The organism is Bradyrhizobium genosp. L, assembly GCF_015624485.1.
In the GTDB taxonomy this organism is placed as follows: Bacteria; Pseudomonadota; Alphaproteobacteria; order Rhizobiales; family Xanthobacteraceae; genus Bradyrhizobium.
Genome location: NZ_CP061378.1, coordinates 2,846,933 through 2,863,844 on the forward strand (window position 1 = coordinate 2,846,933; position 16,912 = coordinate 2,863,844).

At 65.3% G+C, this 16,912-nt stretch carries 12 protein-coding genes; 10 read left to right on the top strand and 2 right to left on the bottom strand.

Features of this window, described 5'->3' with window-relative positions; all coding sequences use genetic code 11:
• The first annotated feature begins 107 nt into the window (after positions 1-107).
• From IC762_RS13220 to IC762_RS13240, 5 genes are all read left to right on the top strand, one after another.
• The gene (locus IC762_RS13220; protein WP_195789213.1) at positions 108-1,073 is read left to right on the top strand and encodes a Bug family tripartite tricarboxylate transporter substrate binding protein; all 966 of its coding nucleotides are present in this window, start codon (positions 108-110) and stop codon (positions 1,071-1,073) included.
• 4 nt (positions 1,074-1,077) lie between these two features.
• Positions 1,078-1,974, top strand: coding sequence for an amidohydrolase family protein (locus IC762_RS13225; RefSeq protein ID WP_195789214.1), 897 nt, complete (start codon positions 1,078-1,080; stop codon positions 1,972-1,974).
• A gap of 15 nt (positions 1,975-1,989) precedes the next feature.
• Positions 1,990-3,039 carry a hydroxyacid dehydrogenase gene (locus tag IC762_RS13230; RefSeq protein WP_195789215.1) on the top strand — a complete coding sequence of 350 codons (1,050 nt, stop codon included), beginning with the start codon at positions 1,990-1,992 and terminating at the stop codon, positions 3,037-3,039.
• A 321-nt stretch (positions 3,040-3,360) separates the two neighbouring features.
• Complete coding sequence (locus tag IC762_RS13235; protein ID WP_195789216.1) at positions 3,361-6,084, top strand: autotransporter outer membrane beta-barrel domain-containing protein; 2,724 nt, start codon at positions 3,361-3,363, stop codon at positions 6,082-6,084.
• Positions 6,085-6,509: 425 nt separating this feature from the next.
• The gene (locus IC762_RS13240) at positions 6,510-6,725 is read left to right on the top strand and encodes a hypothetical protein (protein ID WP_195789217.1); all 216 of its coding nucleotides are present in this window, start codon (positions 6,510-6,512) and stop codon (positions 6,723-6,725) included.
• Between the two features lie 6 nt (positions 6,726-6,731).
• Here IC762_RS13240 and ilvD read toward each other — a convergent pair whose 3' ends face one another.
• Entirely contained in the window at positions 6,732-8,579 is a 1,848-nt protein-coding gene (gene ilvD / locus IC762_RS13245) for a dihydroxy-acid dehydratase (RefSeq protein ID WP_195789218.1), read from the bottom strand.
• A 134-nt stretch (positions 8,580-8,713) separates the two neighbouring features.
• Positions 8,714-9,709, bottom strand: a complete 996-nt coding sequence (locus tag IC762_RS13250) for a LysR family transcriptional regulator (protein ID WP_195789219.1) — start codon at positions 9,707-9,709, stop codon at positions 8,714-8,716.
• A 104-nt stretch (positions 9,710-9,813) separates the two neighbouring features.
• Here IC762_RS13250 and IC762_RS13255 point away from each other — a divergent pair, with 104 nt between their 5' ends.
• The 5 genes from IC762_RS13255 to IC762_RS13275 all read left to right on the top strand — a co-directional run bounded on the left by IC762_RS13255 (position 9,814) and on the right by IC762_RS13275 (position 16,835).
• The gene (locus IC762_RS13255) at positions 9,814-10,839 is read left to right on the top strand and encodes an ABC transporter permease (protein ID WP_246801550.1); all 1,026 of its coding nucleotides are present in this window, start codon (positions 9,814-9,816) and stop codon (positions 10,837-10,839) included.
• A 66-nt stretch (positions 10,840-10,905) separates the two neighbouring features.
• Positions 10,906-11,928, top strand: coding sequence for a sugar ABC transporter substrate-binding protein (locus IC762_RS13260; protein ID WP_195789220.1), 1,023 nt, complete (start codon positions 10,906-10,908; stop codon positions 11,926-11,928).
• 98 nt (positions 11,929-12,026) lie between these two features.
• Complete coding sequence (locus IC762_RS13265; RefSeq protein WP_195789221.1) at positions 12,027-14,177, top strand: ABC transporter permease; 2,151 nt, start codon at positions 12,027-12,029, stop codon at positions 14,175-14,177.
• A gap of 4 nt (positions 14,178-14,181) precedes the next feature.
• Complete coding sequence (locus tag IC762_RS13270) at positions 14,182-15,303, top strand: SMP-30/gluconolactonase/LRE family protein (RefSeq protein ID WP_195789222.1); 1,122 nt, start codon at positions 14,182-14,184, stop codon at positions 15,301-15,303.
• Positions 15,300-16,835, top strand: a complete 1,536-nt coding sequence (locus IC762_RS13275) for a sugar ABC transporter ATP-binding protein (protein ID WP_433995890.1) — start codon at positions 15,300-15,302, stop codon at positions 16,833-16,835. The genes IC762_RS13270 and IC762_RS13275 overlap by 4 nt, the downstream gene beginning before the upstream one ends.
• Positions 16,836-16,912 lie beyond the last annotated feature (77 nt).

Below are 16,912 nucleotides of genomic sequence, written 5' to 3' on the forward strand. Positions count from 1 at the left end.
TGTGATTGTCAACATGCCCCGTCCGCAACGCGATCTGCGGAATTCGGCGGTCCAGCCACAGGTCCGCCGTGCGATACAGGCGGCAACGATAAAGACGGGAGGCGCGCATGGCCGGGTGGGTCTGGCGAACGGCCATTGGGCTGGCTGCGATGGTTGCGGCCGGCGTTGCGTCTGCCCAGCCGTTCCCGACGAAATCCGTGCACATTCTCGTCCCGTATCCGCCCGGCGGCGGCGTCGACGTGCTGACCCGCACGCTGGCCGACGTGGTCTCCAAGACCTGGGGCCAATCGATCGTGGTCGAGAACCGGCCGGGCGCGGGCGGGGTGATCGCCTCGCAGGCGATCGCGACCTCGGCCCCCGACGGCTACAATCTGATCATGGTAGCGAGCGGCCACGCCACCAATCCGTTCCTCTATCCAAAACTGCCCTACGACACGTTCAAGGATTTTTCGCCGATCTCGTTGCTCGCGTCGTCGCCGAACGTGCTGCTGGTGCGCGCGGACTCGCCGTTCAAGACGGTCGGCGACGTCATCGCCGCGGCGAGGGCGAAGCCCGGCAGTCTTTCATTCGCCCATGCCGGCAACGGCACCTCGACGCATCTCGCCGGCGAGCTGCTCAACAGTCTCGCCAAGATCGACCTCGGCGGGATCCCTTACAAGGGCGGCGCGCCCGCGATCAACGACCTGCTCGGCGGGCAGATCCCGATGTCGTTCAACAACGGGCCGGAATCGGTCGGGCAGTTGCAGGCCGGCACGGTGCGCGCGCTGGCGGTGACGACGGCCGTGCGGGCGCCGTTCCTGCCCGATGTCCCCAGCATGTCGGAAACCGTGCCGGGCTATGACACCGAAGTGTGGTGGGGCCTGCTCGGGCCGGGCAACATGCCGGGCGATCTCGTTGCAAAGATCTCGCACGATTTCGTCGCGGCGGTGAACACCGATTCCGTGAGGGAACGGCTCGGCAAGCTCGGCGCCATCCCGATCGGCTCCGCGCCTGCCAAATTCGACGCCAAGATCCACGCCGACTACGACAAATGGGGGCCGATCATCAAGGCCGCCGGTATGAAGGCGGAGTGAGCCGATGGCAACGTCCGAGATTCCCGCCTGCCTGCCGCCGCGCCCGGTGACGCCGCCGCGCGAGAAGCTGCCGCCAAAGGCCTGCGACACCCATGCGCATGTGTTCGGCCCGGCCGACCGCTTTCCCTACGCCGACGATCGCAGCTACACGCCGCCGGACGCGCCGCTACAGACCTATCTCGGCATGCTCGATGCGCTCGGGTTTGCCCGCGGCGTGCTGGTGCAGGGCAGCGCGCATGGCCGCGACAATTCCGCGATGCTGGACGCGCTGCAACGCGAGCCGGCGCGGCTGCGCGGCGTTGCGGTGGCCGATGCCGACGTCGCGCCGGGCACCTTGCGGCAATGGCATGTGCTGGGCGTGCGCGGCCTGCGCTTCAATCATTTCTTCCGCGGCGGGCAGTTGCATTACCGCGGCGGCATTCCCCTTGATGTCGCGAAGATGCATGCGCCCGTCATGGCCGAGCTCGGCTGGCATCTGCAGCTCTGGATCGACGTGAAGGACCTGCCAGCGACGATCCCGACATTGAAGGCGCTCGGCCTGCCGGTCGTGGTCGATCGCATGGGCCGCACTGATGCCGGCGCCGGCATCAGCACCGAGGGCTTTCAGAGCCTGCTGCGTGCCGTCAGTGAAGGCTGGTGCTGGACCAAGCTGTCCGGCGCGCATCGCCTGAGCCAGCGATCGCCCGACTACCCCGACGCGCGGCCGTTCCACGAGGCGCTGGTCGCGGCCAATTCCGAGCGGCTGGTGTGGGGCGGCGACTGGCCGCATCCGCGGGTCGAGGGCGAGATGCCCGACGCCGGCCGTCTGCTGTCATTGTTCCAGGAGTGGACGCCTGATGCCGCGACCCGGCTGCGCATCCTCGTCGATAATCCCGCACGACTCTATGGCTTCCCGAACTGAAAGCTGCTCGCAGACATGACCGTCAACAACAAGCGCGTGTTCTACGTCAAATATCTGGCCCACCCGATCTATACCGAGATCATGCGGAAGCGGCCGGATGTGCGGCTCGACCGGCTCGAGAACGATACGCCGGAGACGCAGTTCGCGCCTGTCCTGACCGAGGCGCACGCCTACCAGATCGGCGCTGCGCGCGACGAGCTGGCGCCGCATTTCCACGCCCATGCCGAGCTGCTGAAGCGCGCGCCGAACCTGCTGATCGTGTCCTCGAACGGCGCGGGCTTCGATCCGGTCGACGTCGATGCCTGCACGGCAGCTGGCGTGCTGGTCCTCAACCAGTCCGGCGGCAATGCCAATTCGGTTGCCGAGCATGCGCTGGCGATGATGTTGACATTGTCGAAGCGCATCATCCAGTCCGACCGCACCTTGCGCCGCGAGCGCAACGTCAACCGCAACGATCTGATCGGCAACGAGCTGAACGAGAAGACCGTCGGCATCATCGGCCTCGGCAATGTCGGACGCCGTATCGCCGAGCTGTGCAAGGGCCTGCTGCACATGAAGGTGATCGCCTACGACCCCTATCTCACGGCGGAAGAGATGGCGAAGCGGGGCGGCGAGAAGGTCGAGCTCGACGATCTCCTGCGCCGCGCCGATTTCGTCTCGATCTCGTGCCCGCTGGACAACAAGAGCAGGGGCATGATCGGTGCGCGCGAATTCGCGCTGATGCAGCCGCACGCTTTCTTCATCACGACCGCGCGCGGCTTCATTCACGACGAGAAGGCGCTGGAGCAAGCGCTCCGCGAAAAACGCATCGCGGGCGCCGGCCTCGACGTCTGGGACAAGGAGCCGCCGCCGCCGGATCATCCGCTATTGCAGTTCGATAACGTGCTGGCGAGCCCGCACACCGCCGGCGTCACCCGCGAGGCGCGCATGAACATGGGCAAAATCGCGGCCGAGCAGTTGCTCGACGCACTCGACGGCAAGCGTCCGCCGCGCATCATCAATCCCGAGGTGTGGCCGGCGTATGCGAAGCGATTCGAGAAGGCGTTCGGATTCGCGCCGCAGTAGTTAAGCCCGGTGCCGGTCATAAGACTGGCCGCGACTGGAACAGGAGACGTGCAGTCGGAGCTGTGTGCAACTAACTAAACCTAAAGCTGTGGTTTATTCGCAACGCGCGAAAGGCAAACAGCAATAAGATGCGCGGCTTCATTGCTCGACAGCCACGACTGCGTCACTCTGCGCGCAGGGGCACTTCGCTGTGACTGAAAAGAGCCTGCCGTGAATGCTATTGTGGTGAACCGGCGCGGTACGCCGGGATTGTGCGCGCGACGAATTCTCGCTCCGCTGTGTGTCGCGTTGCTCGTGTCCGCAGTGTCGCTTGCGACTGTCATGCCGGCCGCGGCTCAGAACGCGACCTGGAACCTCAACCCGACGGTCGCCGGACCCAGCGGCGGGACGTTCGATTACAATGGCGCCGCCAACTGGACACCGGCAACGATACCGGCCGGCACCGCCACATTCGGAGCGACGAACGGCCCAAGCCTGTCGTTCTCGGCGGCCAACACCAGCATCGGTGGCTGGACTTTCAACGCCGGGGCTGCCGCCTACACGTTCGGGCTCGTCGGTCAGACACTTACGTTCAACGGCGACGGCATTGTCATTAATGGCGGCAGCGCCACCCTCAACGTCAACGCTAACGGCGCCCTAACAAGTACAGTACAATTCCGCAGCGCGAGCACGGCCGGCAACGCCACCATCATCAATAACAACTCACCAGGCGCCGCCGTAACCACCAACACGGTCGAGTTCCTCGACGCGAGCACGGCTGGCAACGCCACCATCTCCAACAACCGCAATCTCAACTTTCGCGACAGCAGCACGGCCGGCAACGCCAGAATCGTCAACACCGCCATAACGGAGTTCTTCAACGCGAGCACGGCTGGCAACGCCACCATTACCGAGAATGGCTTCCTGGTCTTCCACAACACCAGCACAGCTGGCAACGCTACCATCACCAATATCGGCGGCACGGCAATGAATTTCGAGGATACGAGCACGGCCGGCAATGCCACGATCATCAATAATTTCGGTTTGGCTTTCGCGAATTCGAGCACGGCCGGCGCCGCCACCATCACGACAAACAGCGGCGGCACGACTTTCATTCAGGACTCGGCCAGCGGCGGGACCGCGCGCTTTATCCTGAACGGGACCGGTGCGCTGGACATTTCAGGACTCACCAGCGGCGGCACAACCGCCGGCTCGATCGAAGGGGGCGGCAATATTCGTCTCGGCGCGAACACACTCGCGGTTGGCGGCAGCAATCTCTCGACGAATTTTTCCGGCATCATCAGCGGGAGCGGCGGGCTGAGCAAGGCCGGCGGCGGTACGCTGACGCTGACCGGCATCAATACCTACACCGGCTCGACTGCCGTCAACGGCGGTACGCTGGAAGTCGACGGCTCGATCGCCGCCTCGTCGAACGTGACGGTCAATTCCGGCGCGACCTTGAGCGGTACCGGCATCGTCGATCCCGCGGCCACCACCATCATGAACGGCGGCACCTTGGCGCCCGGCAACGTGTCGAATCCCACGGGCACGCTGACCGTCACGAGCAATCTCGCGTTGCAGTCGGGTGCGATCTATCTGGTTCAGGTGACGCCGGCGCTTGCGGCATCGAGCAATGTCAGCGGCACCGCGACGCTCGGCGGGGCCACCGTCAATGCGGCGTTCGCCAACGGCAGCTATATCTCGAAGCAATACACGATCCTGAGCGCCGGCAGCGTCAGCGGCACCTTCGGCACGCTCACCAATGCCAATCTTCCGACGAATTTCACCGACGCGCTGAGCTACGACGCCACCCACGCCTATCTCAATCTGACGCTGAACTTCACGCCGCCGCCGTCAGGCCCCACGGCGCCGAACTTCGGCGGCGGCCTCAACCTCAACCAGCAGGCCGTCGCCAACACGCTGGTCAATTTCTTCAACTCGACGGGCGGCATTCCGATGGTCTACGGCACGCTGACCCCGGCGGGCCTGACGCAGGCCTCGGGCGAACTGGCGACCGGCTCGCAGCAAACCACCTTCGACGCCATGAACCTGTTCCTCGGCTTGCTGACCGATCCCTTCATGAACCGCGCCTGTGAGGCAGGTTCGGCGCCGCGCACTCCGGGCTATCCGGAGGAGAACGATGCCAGCGGCTGTGCGGCCGCCCGGAACCGGGGCGCGTTTGCGATGTTCACCAAGGCGCCCCCGGTACCGTTCGTGCCGCGCTGGAGCGTCTGGGCGGCAGGCTACGGCGGTTCGCGGTCGACCGACGGCAACGCTGTAGTTGGATCGAACGACACCACCAGCAGCGTGTACGGCACCGCCGTCGGCGCCGATTATCTGTTCTCGCCGAATACCATCGCGGGCTTCGCGCTGGCCGGTGGCGGCACCAACTTCTCGGTCGTCAACGGCGGCAGTGGCCGTTCCGACCTGTTCCAGGCCGGCGCCTATATCCGCCACACCGAAGGTGCGGCCTACATCTCCGCCGCGCTCGCCTATGGCTGGCAGGACATCACCACCAACCGCATCGTTACGGTCGCCGGCTTCGACCAGCTCCGCGCCGAGTTCAATGCCAACACGTATTCAGGCAGGGTCGAAGGCGGCTATCGTTTCGTCGCGCCGTGGAGCGGCGGCATCGGCATCACGCCCTATGCCGCGGGCCAGTTCACGACCTTCGATCTGCCCGGTTATGCCGAGCAGGCCGTCGTCGGTTCACCTGCCTTCGCGCTCGCCTATGATGCGAAGAGCGTCACCGATGTTCGCAGCGAGCTGGGCCTGCGCACCGACAAGTCGTTTGCGATGGCCGACGGCATGCTGACGCTGCGCACCCGGTTTGCCTGGGCGCATGATTACGACCCGGACCGCTCGATCGCCGCGGCCTTCCAGGCGCTGCCGGGCGCGAGCTTCGTCGTCAACGGCGCGGCACAGGCCTCCGACTTGGCGCTGACCACGGCGGCGGTCGAGATGAAATGGATGAACGGCTGGTCGGCCGCGGCTACCTTCGAAGGCGAATTCTCCGACGTCACCTCGTCCTATGCCGGCAAGGGCGTGGTGCGGTACACTTGGTGAGCGCCATTATTTGCGGCGCAGCGTCTCAAAGGACCGGAGAATATCTCCTTCGCCGCGACCTCACACGAGGCAATAAATCCACTGCCGAGCGACCGTCTCGCGACGCGTCTGTTGTTATTTTCCCTGAGATATCGACGGCTTAGCCCGATATTGCCATCTTCCACGTATGCCGGGCCATTCCCGGCACGGAAGGAAGATGTTCCATGCGACAGGTCCAGTCATTGCTCCGCAACGCGCCGGCGAAAATCGGCCGCCGGATTGCGCAGATCGTCGCCATCGCTGCCGCCAGCCTGCCGCAGGCCGGCGCCTAAATTATCCCCGCTGCGAACAGCCGCGTGCCGCGGCGCACGAATTAACTCAACCTCATCTCGCGCAAGTGCTAGCGTGTGAATCCCAGGCTCTGCCGGTGCAGCAGGGAGGGTTCCATGTCACGCTTCGTCGTTCACTTCATGAAGGACGTGCTCGGCGGCAATGGCCGCCAGCGCGAGGTCTGTCAGAGTGCGCTCGAGATCGACGCACCAAGCGAAGGCCAAGCCACCGAACTGGCCAAACTCAAATTCTGCGAGTCGCAATCGCTGTGCGACTGGTCGCTACATGCCGACCGCATCCGGATCGAAGCGGCCGACCTGCAGCGGACCTGACGTCGGCTATTCCTCAGGCAGGATGCGCACCGCGCCCTTGGCGGCGCTGCTTGCGAACGCCGCATAGGCCTTCAGCGCGGTCGACACCGCACGCTTGCGCGGCGCCGCCGGCTTCCACGCGGCCTTGCCCTTGGCTTCCATCGCGGCGCGGCGGCGCTTCAGTTCGGCGTCGTCGACCTTGAGGTTGACCTTGCGGTTCGGGATGTCGAACTCGATGATGTCGCCTTCCTCGACGAGGCCGATCAGGCCGCCCTCGGCCGCTTCCGGCGAGACGTGGCCGATCGACAGGCCCGAGGAGCCACCGGAGAAGCGGCCGTCGGTGATCAGCGCGCAGGCCTTGCCGAGGCCCTTCGACTTCAGATAGCTGGTCGGATATAGCATCTCCTGCATGCCCGGGCCGCCGCGCGGACCCTCATAGCGGATCAGCACGACATCGCCGGCCTTCACCTTGTTGCCCAGGATGGCGTCGACCGACGCGTCCTGGCTCTCGAAGATGCGGGCCGGGCCGGAGAATTTCAGAATGCTCTGGTCGACGCCCGCGGTCTTCACGATGCAGCCGTCTTCCGCAAGGTTGCCGAACAGCACGGCGAGACCGCCGTCCTTCGAGTAGGCGTGCTCGGCGTTGCGGATGACGCCCTTGGCGCGGTCGAGGTCGACCTCGTCGAAGCGGCGGTCCTGGCTGAAGGCCTCCTGGGTCGGCACGCCGCCCGGCGCGGCCATGTAGAAGTTCCGCACCTTGTCGCTTGATGTCCGCACCACGTCCCAACGGTTCAGCGCGTCGTCGAGGCTCGCGCTGTGCACGGTCGGTCCATCGGTGGTGAGCAACTTGGCGCGGTCGAGCTCGCCCAGGATCGCCATAATGCCGCCGGCGTGATGCACGTCCTCCATGTGGACGTCCTGCACCGAGGGCGCGACCTTGCAGAGCACCGGCACTTTTCGCGAGAGCCGGTCGATATCGGCCATCGTGAACGGCACCTCGCCCTCGCGCGCGGCGGCGAGCAGATGCAGCACGGTGTTGGTCGAGCCGCCCATCGCGATGTCGAGCGTCATCGCGTTCTCGAACGATTTGAAGCTCGCGATATTGCGCGGCAGCACTTTTGCGTCGTCCTGCTCGTAATAGCGGCGGGCGAGATCGACGATCAGATGGCCGGCCTCGACGAACAGGCTCTTGCGATCGGCATGGGTCGCCAGCACCGAGCCGTTGCCGGGCAGCGCCAGGCCGAGCGCCTCGGTCAGGCAGTTCATCGAGTTCGCGGTGAACATGCCCGAGCAGGAGCCGCAGGTCGGGCAGGCCGAGCGCTCGATCACCTCGACCTCTTCATCGGTGACGTTGGAATCGGCCGCGGCGACCATGGCATCGATCAGATCGACCGCGCGCTTCTTGCCCTTGAGCAGGATCTTGCCCGACTCCATCGGACCGCCCGAGACGAACACGGTCGGGATGTTGAGCCGCAAGGTCGCCATCAGCATGCCGGGCGTAATCTTGTCGCAGTTGGAGATGCAGACCATCGCGTCGGCGCAATGCGCATTGACCATGTATTCGACGCTGTCGGCGATCAGCTCGCGCGAGGGCAGGCTGTAGAGCATGCCGTCATGGCCCATCGCGATGCCGTCATCGACCGCGATGGTGTTGAACTCCTTCGCCACGCCGCCGGCCTTTTCGATCTCGCGCGCCACGAGCTGGCCGAGATTCTGCAAATGGACGTGACCGGGCACGAACTGGGTGAAGGAATTGACCACCGCGATGATCGGCTTGCCGAAGTCCTCGTTCTTCATGCCGGTGGCGCGCCAGAGGCCGCGTGCACCCGCCATGTTGCGGCCGTGGGTGGTGGTGCGGGAGCGATAGGCGGGCATCGTAAATCCTTGGGTTTTGGGCGCTTTTTTAGGGGAGGCGCCGTCCTTATGCCCGCCCGGGCCGGCCGGTTCAAGCGCGGAACCGCATGGCTGGACCGCGCTATCCGGCCGCGGCCACAGCCAGGCACGGGTCCCTACTCGGCGGCGAGGCCGGCCGGTACCGACAATCCGCCCTTGGCCGTGGTCTTCGCGACGCGGCCGTTGCCGCGTCCAAAATGGCTTCGCGCCAGCACGCAGGCGGCCGCCCGCAGCTGCTCGCGCAGCCACTGGTTGGTGGTGTCCTCGTCGGCGGTGGCGTGCCAGTACATGTAGTTGAGGTGCGGGCTGATCCGGAACGGGCAGGGGAACTGGCGCAGCAGCCCCGGCCGCTCCAGCAGCGATGCCGCGCTCCCGGATGCCGTCAGCAGCATGTCGTTGCGTGCCACGACGTGGCAGGCCGTCGTGAAATTCTGGCAGGTCAGGCGAACAGTGCGCTTGATGCCGAGACGCTGGAACTGGAAATCCTCGAACGAGATCCCGCTGCGCCGCGACGTCACGCAGACATGCTCCATCCGCAAATAGGTCTTCTTGTCGAGCCGGGTGCCGAGCGCGGGATGGTCGCGGCGGGCGAACACCGCGATGTGCTCGGTCAGGATCTGCTCGCGCCGCACCTCTGACGACAGCGGCAGCAGCGTATCGATCGCGACGTCGAGCGTGCCGGCGGCGAGCTCGCGCTCCAGATTGTTGCGCTCGCAGCGCACGGTGGCGATCTCGACCAGCGGCGCCTGCGTGCTGATCCGATTCATCAGCGCGCTCAGCATCGGCGCCTCGAGATTGTTGCGCAGGCCGACCACGAACCGCTTCGGCGTCTTTGCCGGATCGAAGCGGTTGGTGTGGGTCAGCGTCGTCTCCAGCCCGTTGAGCGCCTGGCGCACCGTGGTGATGATCTGGCGTGCCAGCGGCGTCGGCGTCATCACGTGGTGGCGGCGCACGAACAGCGGATCGTTGAACATCGCGCGCAGCCGGCCGAGCGCATGGCTGACCGCGGGCTGGGTCAGATTGAGGCGGAAGCAGGCGCGGCTGACGCCGCCCTCGGAATAGATCGCATCGAAGACGACGAACAAATTGAGATCGATGTCGCGCACATGCATGATTTTAATCAATCCGTATCCGTCGAATGCATTTGACGAATACTAGTTGCCACTCTTAAAGTCTCAAGCAAAATAAGACCTGAGAACAAGAACCGGAGGAAACGATGAGCGTGCAATCGCCATCGCGCGATGTCGCCGTCTCGGCGCCGGCATCCCGCCCGCGCGCGATGCTTGCAAAGCCGAGCCAGGAGCAGATCGTGCTCCTGATCACCATCGCGCTGCTGATCGTGTTCGGCCTGACGCTGAACGGCTTCGCCACGGTCTCCAACTTGCTCAATCTGTTGCGGAGTATTTCCATCCTTGGCGTGCTCGGCCTCGGCATGGGGCTGATCGTGATCAGCCGCGGCATCGACCTTTCGGAGATCGCGATCCTGGCGGGTTCCTGGGCAATCGCGCTGATCGAGATGCAGAACGGCATGCCGGTGTTCACGGCGGTGCTGCTGGCGCTGGCCATCGCAGTGCTGATCGGTGTCGTCAACGGCGTGATGGTCGCCTTCGTCGAGGCGCCGGCGCTGTTCGTGACGCTCGCTGCCGGCTTCGTGATCTACGGTCTTGCCTTCTGGATCGCGCCGGCCTGGGTGGTCTATGCGCCGAAGAATGCACCTGCCCTGATGTATCTCGGCGCCGGGCGGCTGTTCGGCGTGCCGGTTCCAATCCTGGTCTTCGCGGTCTGTGCCATCGCGATGCACCTGTTCCTGTCGCGCACCTCGATCGGCCGCTTCATCTATGCGCAGGGCGACAATCCCGAAGCCGCGCGGCTGACCGGCATTCCGCTGCGGCCGCTGATCGTGCTGGAGCACGTGCTGGTTGCGCTGCTCGCCTGGATTGCAGGGCTGGTCTGGGTCGGCACCACCGGCAGCATGCAGATGGCGATCACGCAGGGGACCATGATCTTCGACGTCGTGCTGGTCGTCGTGATCGGCGGCATCAGCCTGATCGGCGGCCGCGGCAGCGTGTTCAGCGTCGTGGTCGGCTGCGTCCTGATCGGCACGCTGCTCAATGCCTTCACCATCATGGACGTCAACAGCGAGGTGCAGAACATCATCAAGGGCGTCGTGCTGCTGGCGGCGATCGTGCTCGACAACTGGCTGCATCCGAGAGACGAGGAGACCGCGCGGCAGGGCGACTGATGCGCCCCACGCCAAATCGATCGAACGACACCAAATCAATCAAAAGAAATTCTTGTGGAGGAGACGATGAAGACGACCAAGTTCTGGACGATCCTGCTCGCCGGGGTGGCACTCGCGACGTTGCCGCTGGTGGCATCGGCGCAGGAGGAAGGCACCAAGACCGCGCGTGAATTGCGCGCCGTCTATGACAAGGCGCTGCAGGGCAAGACCATCGCCTATCTGCCGATCGCGCTCGGCGTGCCCTTGTCCGACGAATGGGGCCGCGTGCTGCAGGAAGAAGCCGAGTGGCGCGGCATGAAATACGTCGTGCGCGACCCCAACAACAATCCGTCGGCGATGCAGCAGGCGCTGACCGCACTCGTCGACCAGAAGCCGGACGTTCTGATCGTGCAGAACCCGAGCGTCACGCTGCTGATGAAGGATCTGAAGCGCGCCGAAAGCCAGGGCACGCATGTGATCCAGATCAACATGTCGTCGAACTACAAGTCCGGCGCCTTCGTCGGCGCCGACTGGCGCGAGATCGGCAGGATGCTTGCCAACGAAACCGTCAAGGCCTGCGGCACCGGCTCCGGCAAGTCCGGCAAGGTGCAGATCGTGCAGGGCGAACTGACCGCGGCCGCCAGCGTCGACCAGGTCGGCGGCATCATGGAAGTCCTGAACAAGGATCCCGCGATCAAGGTGGTCTCGAACCAGGCCGCGAACTGGGACGCCAACACCGCGCTCAACATCACCGCAACGGTGATCCAGCAGCATCCGGACCTGTGCGCCTCGATCGGCTTCTGGGGCATCATGGAGTCGGGCGCGGCGCAGGCGATCCGCAACGCCGGCAAGATCGAGGACGTCAAGGTGTTCGCCTCGGGCGAGGGCTCGCAGCTCGATTGCGACCAGGTCAACTCGGGCAATTTCACCAAGCTCCTGAGCTACAAGGCGACCGAGCAGGGCCACGATCTGATGTTCGCGGCCGAGACGCTGCTGGTCTCCGGTGAGAAGCCCGGCACCCGCAACCTCGTCTACTACACGCGCCCGATCTGGCTCGATAAGTCGAACGCCTCGGGCGCCAACTGCTTCGCGCTACCGAAGAAGAACTAACAACGGCGCGGCCGGCCGGCGCGGGGGCATTTCCACGCCGGCCGTATCCGTGGTGCGATGTCCCGTCATCGCATCATGATCGAGGGAGTGCATCTGCGATGTCGATGGCCGTCGATTCCTTTGCCGCATCGGTGCGGCGATTCTCACCCCGGCTCCTGCTGTCGGAGCTGCTGCTCAAGCAGTGGTTCGAGCCGGTCGTGCCCTTCACCGTGATGATCGGGCTGTGGGTCTATTTCGCGCTCACCATTCCCGACTACGCCTCGGTGCAGAACTCGGTGTCGCTGCTGCGGCTGTTCGCCGAATTCGGTTTCGTCGCGCTCGCGATGGGCTTTTGCCTCGTCACCGGCGGCATCGATCTCTCGGTCGGCGCGATCTTCGCGCTGTGCAATTTTGCGGCGCTGTATTTCCTGCTGGTGCGGGAATGGCCGGTCGGCCTGGCTGTGCCGGCGACGCTTTTGGTCGGTGCTGCCCTCGGCAGCATCAACGGCTTCCTGATCGGCTTCCTGAAGACCCGACCGTTCCTGACCACGCTGGTGACGCTGATCATCCTGCGCGCCTCGGTCAATCTGCTCAACACCTCCTACGCGCAGGTGTTCGCCACCAATTCGGTGGAGAGCGATGCCTGGGATTTCATCGGCGGCGGCAGCGTGCTCGGCATCCCGATCAATGCGGCGACGCTGTTCGTCGTGCTGCTGATCTGTCACATCTTCCTGTCGCGCTCGCGCTATGGCTGGCATCTCACCGCGATCGGCGCCAGCCGCAAGGCGGCGCGCCATGCCGGCATCCGCGTCCGCCTGATGCTGTTCTCGACCTACGTGCTGTCGGGCACCCTGTGTGCCGCGAGCGGCATTTTCTACGCTGCACGTCAGGCTTCGACGGATTCCACCACCGGCGTCGGCTGGGAGTTCCAGGCGCTCACTGCCGTCGTGCTCGGCGGCGTCTCGCTCGCTGGCGGCAAGGGTACGGTGTGGCGGGCGATGATCGGCGCGCTGATCGTCTTCCTCCTGATCAACGGCCTGGTGCGGATGGGCATCCCCGGCTACGTCACCTCGGCGGTGACGGGTATGATTCTGCTCGCCGCCGTCGGCATCGACGTCAAATGGTCGAAGAACCGCGGCAAGGCGATCCAGAAGATCTATGTCAATCCGGCCTATGTGGCGCTGGCGCCGGCGCCATCGGTGCAGCGCGGCTCGGCCTCGGCTTACGCCCAGAACGACCGGTTGATCGCGGCGCAGGCGATCGGCCTCGACCAGGTCGAGGGACCGGAGGACGTCATCGTCGACCGCCAGGGCCGCGTCTATGGCTCGACCCGCGACGGCAACGTGATCCGTTTCTCGGGGCCCGATTTCGAGACCCGCGAGGTGTTCGCGCATATCGGCGGCCGGCCGCTCGGCATGCAGTTCGATCGCGACGAGAATCTGATCGTCGCGGTGGCCGGCATGGGCGTCTACGGCATCGCGCCCGACGGCCGTGTCTTCAAGGTCACCGACGAGACCAACCGTACCTGGTACAAGCTGAACGACGATTCCCGCCTGCGCATGGCCGACGATCTCGACATCGCGCCCGACGGCAAGATCTATTTCAGCGACTGCACCACGCGCTACGAGATGACGACCAACACCCTCGACATCCTCGAGGCACGGCCGAACGGCCGCCTGGTCTGCTACGATCCCGCGACCAAGACCACGCGCACCGTCATCAATCACTTCTATTTCCCCAACGGCGTCTGCGTCTCGCATGACGGGCGGTCGGTGCTGATCGCCTCGACCTCGCTGTGCAAGATCTTCCGCTACTGGATCGAGGGGCCGAACAAGGGCCGCACCGAGGTCCTGATCGATGAGTTGCCCGGCAACCCCGACAACATCAACCGCGCCTCCGACGGCACTTACTGGCTGGCGCTGGTCGGCATCCGCACGCCGACCTTCGATCTCTCGGTGCGCAAGCCCGGTTTCCGCTTGCGCATGGTCAAGCAGGTGCCGGCCGACGAGTGGCTGGCGCCGGGGCTCAACCACGGCTGCGTGCTGAAGTTCAACGAGCAGGGCGAGGCGCTGGAATCCTGGTGGGATCCGACCGGCACCTCGCATTCGGTGCTGACCTCGATGCGCGAGCACAAGGGCTACCTCTATCTCGGTGGTCTCGAGAACAACCGGATCGGCCGCGTCAAGCTCGATGGCGCCGACGAGGGCTGGACCGGATACGACGCCTATTGGGGCAACAAGAGCCGGGTGACCGCAGGGGTGACGAGGTAACGCCGTGGGACTATTCGATCATCTGTTGCGCGATATCAGGAGCGTCGTCGATCGCGATGGCGGGCAGAACGCGATCCCGCCGCTCGATGGCGCGCTGAGCCCGAACGACCGGCTCGACACCGCGGTTGCGATCGGCGAGCCGCTCGCCGGGATCGACGATGTGATCGCCGACGGCGATGACGCGGTCTATGTCTCGGCAGGCCGAAACGTCTGGCGGTTCAGCGGCAACGGTTTTGCGACCCGCACACAGGTGGCCGAATTCGAAGACGACGCCGGCGGGCTGGCGCTGCATCCGGACGGCCGGCTGCTGGTCTGTGTCGCGGGCATGGGACTTGCCGCGATCGACCCGGCGCAGCCCGCGCCGCGCTGGTGCGAGACCGCTGACGGCGGCGCGCTGACAGGTCTTCTCTCGGTTACCGCGGCTCCCGACGGTCGCATCTATGCGGTCGAGGGCAGCGTTGGACGTCGTCCCGCCGAATGGCGCCACGATCTGATGGAGAAGCGCTCGAACGGGCGCCTGATCGCGTTTGGTGCGGGCCTCGACAATCCACAAGTGCTGCTGCGTGGCCTGCCATATCCCTATGGTGTCAGCGTCGCCGCTGACGGCAAGAGCCTGTGGCTGACCGAAAGCTGGGCGCATCGGCTCAGCCGCTTCGCGCTCGGCGGCGACGGGCTCGGCGCCCGTGAGATCGTCGCCGGCAACATGCCCGGCTACCCGGCGCGGCTGCATTCGGATGGCCATGGCGGCCTGCTGCTCGGCCTGTTCGCGCGCCGCACCCATCTGATCGAGTTCGTGCTCAAGGAAGACGATTTCCGCGTGGAGATGATGGCGACGATGCCGCCGGACTATTGGGTGGCGCCAGCGCTGGCCGGCGGTGCCGATTGCCTGGAGCCGATGCAGATCGGCGGCGTCAAGGCGCTCGGCATCCAGAAGCCGTGGGCGCCGCCGCGCTCCTATGGCCTCGTGGTGCATCTCGACGCCGAGGGCGAGGCGGTCGACAGCCTGCACAGCCGCGCCGGCGGTCGCTTCCACGGCATCACCGCCGCCTGCGCCACGCCGCGCGGCCTGGTGATTGCCGCGCGCGGCACCGGGCGCCTGCTGCTCTACACGGGAGACCTGCGATGAATGACGGCGTGATGCAGGCGAGCAAGGCTGAGACCGCGACCCGCGAGCCGGTGCTGCGGATCACCAGCGGCTCCAAGATCTATGGCGGCGTCCACGCCATCGAGGGCGTCAATTTCGATCTTTATCCCGGCGAGGTGCACGCGCTGGTCGGCGAGAACGGCGCCGGCAAGTCGACGCTGTGCAAGGCGATCGCCGGCGCGATCAATCTGACCTCCGGCGACTATCTGCTCGACGGCAAGCCTGCAAAATTCGAGCAGCCGCGCGATGCGCTCGATGCCGGCATCTGCATGGTCTATCAAGAGACCAGCCTGGTGCCGACCATGACCGCGGCGCAGAACATCGAGCTCGGCAACGAGAAGCTGCTGACGCGCTTCCGCACCCTGAACATCCAGGCCCAGCAATTGCTGCAGTCGCTCAACTTCCACGTCGATCCCGCGACGCCCGTGGCGCTGCTCGGCACCGCCAAGAAGCAGATGGTGGAGATCGCGCGCGCGATCTACAACAAGGCGCGCATCATCATTTTCGACGAACCGACCGCGTCGCTGACGCCGGAGGAGATCGTCCACTTCTTCCATCTGGTGCGTGACCTGCGCGCCCGCGGCGTCTCCATCATCTACATCTCGCACGCGCTGGAAGAGTCCTTGCAGATCGCCGACCGCATCACCGTGCTGCGCGACGGCAAGCTCGTGATCACGGCGCCGGCCAAGCAGCTGACGCGCGATGCGCTGGTGCAGCACATGGTCGGGCGCGAGGTGGCGCAGGCGGTCTATGGCCGCAAGGAAAAGACCCACCAGCGCCGCGAGAAGGTGCTGACGGTCGAGAACGTCACCATGGGCATGGCGGTCAAGAACATGTCGTTCTCGGTCTATGCCGGCGAGGTGGTCGGCATCGCCGGCCTGATCGGCTCCGGCCGTACCGAGATCGCCAAGATCGTCTACGGCGCGCTGAAGCGCAATCTGGTCAATGGCGGCACCATCCGGCTGCGCGGCAAGCCGATCCGCTACCGCGTGCCGCGCCAGGCGATCAACGACGGCATCGCCTACATCACCGAGGATCGCAAGGCCAACGGCTTCTTCGAGACCATGGTGGTCGACGACAACGTCTATCTCGGCAGCCTCGCCACCCGCGCGGGGTGGAGTTTTCTGCTCTCGCGCGCCCGCCGCAGCAAGCTCGCCAATTACTGGGTCGAGCGGCTCAAGATCTCGGCGCTGCAGCGCAAGGCGAAGATCATCGAATTGTCCGGCGGCAACCAGCAGAAGGTGGTTCTGGCGAAGACGCTGGTGCAGGAGCCCTCGATCATCTTTTTCGACGAGCCGACTCGCGGCGTCGACGTCGGCACCATCCCGCACATCCACGGCGAGATCCGCCGCCTTGCCGACGAGGGCAAGGCGGTGGTGGTGATCTCGTCATACCTGCCGGAAATCCTCGCCGTCTCCGACCGCATCCTGGTCGCCCGCACCGGCCGCATCGTCGCCGAGTTCGACGCGGCGGATGCGACGCAGGACAAGATCCTGTACGCGGCGGTGCATTAACCTCCTTCTTCCGTCACTCCGGGGCATGAAGCATGAGGCCGGAGTCCATTGTGCCGCGGGTTCTGTGGCTCAATGGA